The 4,364-nt window shown below is 36.3% G+C and carries 4 protein-coding genes and 1 pseudogene; all 5 read right to left on the bottom strand.

From position 1 onward, the window contains the following. Positions 1 to 892 (bottom strand): protein rep (locus MKL51_RS04900; protein WP_270904187.1); only part of this gene is annotated, 892 nt, incomplete at its 3' end. 297 nt (positions 893 to 1,189) lie between these two features. Beyond that, positions 1,190 to 1,423: a hypothetical protein gene (locus MKL51_RS04895; protein ID WP_270904186.1), complete on the bottom strand. Its 234-nt coding sequence runs from the start codon at positions 1,421 to 1,423 to the stop codon at positions 1,190 to 1,192. Positions 1,424 to 1,599: 176 nt separating this feature from the next. Then, positions 1,600 to 1,965 (bottom strand): hypothetical protein, encoded by a 366-nt coding sequence (locus MKL51_RS04890; RefSeq protein ID WP_149943756.1) that lies wholly within the window; start codon positions 1,963 to 1,965, stop codon positions 1,600 to 1,602. Positions 1,966 to 2,043: 78 nt separating this feature from the next. Beyond that, on the bottom strand, positions 2,044 to 3,738 hold the full coding sequence (gene mobV, locus MKL51_RS04885; protein WP_270904185.1) for a MobV family relaxase: 1,695 nt from the start codon (positions 3,736 to 3,738) through the stop codon (positions 2,044 to 2,046). 103 nt (positions 3,739 to 3,841) lie between these two features. Further along, positions 3,842 to 4,364, bottom strand: a pseudogene (locus MKL51_RS04880) (protein rep); the annotation flags it as partial.

The raw sequence follows: 4,364 nt of genomic DNA, 5'->3' as shown, positions 1-4,364 counted from the left end.
TTTTTTTGCCGATCTTCATATGTGATTGGGTCAGCTCGGAAGCCAAGCCCCATTTTGCAATATAACTTGCATAGGTTTGCTCACCTGTTTTTTCCATTTTCAGGTCTACGCCATGTTTACGACTAGGCTTTCCAAGCCCACGTTTGACACACTTCTCAGCCCAGAACTCGTAAATCTCACCCTCAATTCTTTCTATATCTTCTTTCTGATATTCACGATTCAAAAACAGCAAAATATGCAGGTGGGGATGAAAGCCATTTCTATCTGAATACTTAACCTCTGTTGCCGTGATCTCACCAACCAGTGGGAACTGGTCTGCAAACCATTCCCTACTATTTCTATTTGTGAACAAGTAATTTTTAGCCTTTTTCATCTTGCTCAATAAGTCTTTCAGATCATCACCAAGATAATGAGGAATAGTCAGCGTCAGCATTGCTACATGCATACCTTTTGCATTAGCTGAAGTTACCGCTTTAGCTACTAATTCTTTTTTTGCCAAACTCACTTTTTTTGAGCAATCCGGACACGTCCAAACGCTGCCACAGTATTGAATATTGTCATAGCTCGCCCGTTTTTTAGCAGAGTCATAACGAACACCAACCGGCATTTTTTCAGAAATACGCAACTTGCCACAGTAACAGACACGGAATTCCTGTTTTTCTGCATTTGGGGTATAGAGGATCTGCCCAGCTTTTTCTTTTAACTGCTCAGTTTGTTTTCTGTATTCTTTGTACTGGGTATCGTCTTGCTGTAAGCCTTGCTGTGACTGGTTGGAACAGAATTTAGTAATTGTTCCAAGGCGATTTTTTCGGGATGCAGGGGCAACAACAGATAGCGCAGGAGCGCTTTTAATGAAAGATATTGTTTTTTGAGGATTTTGTCTGTTTTGCATTCTCAAGCCTATATTCAGGCTTGATGGGGGAGGAAATCACCTTTATACTATCCGTATACATTGTGAAATCAGCACCTCAAGCCGCTGAAAGTAGCCAATCAAAAGCCTCGTTCCGCCAAGAAGTAGGGCTTTTTTTTGGTCTGTATAAAAACTAAAAGTAATATATCTTAAAATTCAAAGCTTTGCAAAACATTGATTTTCAAGAAAATTAGAGTAAATTCTTACTCTAATTAATAACTCTAAGCCTTTGTTTTCTAAGTTGTTAACACTATTCAAAATAATCATTCACGGGAAAATCTATCCCAGTATTATTTTTTGTCTATACATTTCCTTACCTGAATCTCTAACTTTTCGAATTTCTTCAAAGCCATCTACATCAATGATTTTTATGCTATCCCCAGCATCAACAGTAATTGCTCTGGAGGTATACAATACATTATTTCTCTCACTAACTTGTTCTAGCTGAATTTCTTCATTAGTTTCAGGATCAATCTTGAAATATTTCTTACTACTAGGGGATAAATTCAACACAATCACCTCACATACTTTAATTAAAATTAGTGTCAGCCTACACCGCACCCGTTGGGATGCTCTGTTACTCCCGTTTGAAATCAAAAGGGAGCTTGTAATCAGGGAAAAACATCTTAAATCGGATGAAGTTTGTGCCACTCGTAGACACTCGTTCACCTAAAATTTCGATTACACATCTATTTTTTTTCTTTTTCTATTTTCTTTCTTAGCTTTATTGTCTTTAATTCCTCTTCAAGAATTTTATTAAGCAGTTCCTTACTCTTCAACTCTTCCTCAAGTAGCTTTCTACCATTCAACCTAAATGAAGGTGTCATATTGTTTTTTTCTGCTTGAATAATCAGCCAGCTAGAAAAAAGATTTATAGCAACTGATGTACTGACATCACTAATTTGAGCAACCGCATCTAACAATGCACTATCAAAAGCCATCCCATGATTATCTTGATGTATTGGTTTGATTTCTAATAAAGTGCTATCAAAATTTTGCTTTTGAAAATCAACATAAGAATCAATATACATATTTGAAATTTTTAGTTCTAACATTTACTTATCCCTTCAAAATTAATAATTTATAGAAATATTATTATAAATCCATAAGTAAGTATCTCTATTAATTAAAACCTACATCTCAAAATCATTGCCCTTTTTCTTTTTCTCTTCAAAATACAAACTATTATCTAATTGATTTTTATTAGATAATTCAACAGATTCATTGTATTGACGCTGCCTTTCTTTCGATTTCTCATCAATCAAAAGTACGTCATATTCATTTTTAGACTTACCAACCAACACATCACTTAAAGCGCTTTTTACCTCACTCGCTTTTTCATAAGACCATGAACCGCCCTTTTGTACCTGATCATCTATAATACTTTGAATTGCAACAATATATTTTGCAGATGTATCAAAACTATCATAGTAACTTGATTTTGTTCCCCACCCGTTATAGGTATCGTCATAGCCCTTACTCTTAGAATCTGCACATTGGTTTAATATAATTTCTAATTTCTTTTTAAAATCATATGCTTCTCTATCATCCATTAGCCTAAGTATCTCAGCATATGGGTTAGTTGTAGGCTCATTGTTATCAAGCAAAACAGTGTAGTTAGCTCCCTCTCTAATAACACCCTCTAATTTGCTCTGTATTGCGTTATAAGCCAGTTTTTCAGGTTCAGTAGTACATTCACCCACTTTAGACCGTAAATGCGCTCTATCAGCCTCTATTTGCATTTTACGATCACTTTCTAGTGTCTTCCTAAATTCTATTGCCTGTTGTCTCTCTTGCTCTTTTGCTAACTGTTCACGGTGCGCCCTTAATTGGGCTTCAAATCGTGCATTCTCTTCCCTTTTTCTAATCAATTGATTTTTATGATCTTGTATTCGATCTTTTAAACTCTGTTCTATTTCCTTGTAATCATTTGGGAAAAGTTCTTTAAACTCAATAACTTGAGAGAATTCATTAAGCATTTTATCAATCTTTTTTTCTAATTTTTTTATCTGTTTTACTGCATTTCTATGGGCTTCTGCTTCTTTCTCTGTCTTAATAATTTGCTCTGAAAGCTTCACAGATAAGGCTTCTTGGGCTTTTAAAGACTGCTTTTGATAGTATTCATGCTGCTCATCAAAAAGACTTCCAAAATACTTCTGCAACTTCTCATCTTTTAAAGGTTTTCCATCCAACATATGAATTGCAGAATCATTATAAGTAATTGTTTTTAATGTTGGTTTTTGAATTAAATATTTTTCATTATCAGGCTTTTGAATTTCAGCATAAAAATCTTTAATTGTCGTATGTTCTGCCTTTGATCCCTCCAGCCCTCTTTCAAGCCCTAAATCTTTCACTTGGTCATGAAAATCAGTCTGCATTTTTGATAGTTTTGCCCTACCGCCTAAGAATTCCCTAGCATTCAATTTTCCCTGTGAATCAATAGGAACAACGTATGCGACAAGGTGCGGGGTAGTTTCATCACGGTGGATCGAGGTACTAATAACATTCTCAGCGCCATGCCTTTGTTTTAACCATTCCAGTGACCGTTTAAAAAAATCCGCTTCTTTTTCTGTCCCCAATCCCGACCAATCTGGAGACATCGTTATTAAATATTCAACACATAGGACAGCGTTTGAACGTGTTTTTTCAGGAAGTCGATTTTTAATCCCATCCATCACCTGTCCTGCTGTTTTTAAATCATGTTCATTATTAACAGTGCGGTATGGGTCAGCATTAGGAGTAGGTCTATTGCGATAGTTATGGCTCAAAGATGCAGCAATATTGCCCATCGTTTTCAGTTTTTCTGTTCTGAGAATTGCATAACTCATAAAACACATCCTATCGCTAGTTTTCCCCCAGTGTGCCACAGGGAAAAACATTAGCGAAGCGGAATGTGTACTCACTACACAATTTTAAAACTACGTTTTCAAATTATTCCATGAGCGGGGGAGATTTCTCCCCTCGACCCCTCGAAAAACGCGATGCGTTTTTAAGCCCGAACAGAAAATCCTTAGCGGATTTTAAGTCGGTCTGAATCCCATTTTTTTCAAAATCGGATTCCACGAGTTCAAGAAACTCGACACGTTTTTTGTGATAGCAAATAGTCCACCAGTCTTGTGAACTTAAAGCCAACGCATCATAAACCTGGCTAGATTCCTCTTCTTGTTGATTAGCCAAATCCTCATCTTCTTCTAAATTTTTTAATCCTAATAATTCAAGCAAACCATTACTTGGTCGAATCTGTCTTGCGCCTTTGAATGCCTTGGCATATGTCCTAAAAATTCGGCTGTATTTATCAGATGTACTCACTTCCATTTGGGCTAAATCCAGTACTTCCCACATAGTCAAACTGGACATATTTTTTTTGCCGATCTTCATATGTGATTGGGTCAGCTCGGAAGCCAAGCCCCATTTTGCAATATAACTTGCATAGGTTTGCTCACCTGTTTTTTCC

This window comes from Acinetobacter sp. AOR18_HL (assembly GCF_027855145.1).
GTDB lineage: Bacteria > Pseudomonadota > Gammaproteobacteria > Pseudomonadales > Moraxellaceae > Acinetobacter > Acinetobacter pittii.
The sequence above is the reverse complement of the archived record's forward strand: the minus strand, read 5'-3'. Positions and strand labels throughout refer to the sequence as shown.

What these genes read in the sequence shown, in the direction of transcription:
- MKL51_RS04890 (WP_149943756.1), bottom strand. Translation starts at nt 1,965, where the DNA reads ATGTTAGAACTAAAAATTTCAAATATGTATATTGATTCTTATGTTGAT.
- mobV (WP_270904185.1), bottom strand. Translation starts at nt 3,738, where the DNA reads ATGAGTTATGCAATTCTCAGAACAGAAAAACTGAAAACGATGGGCAAT.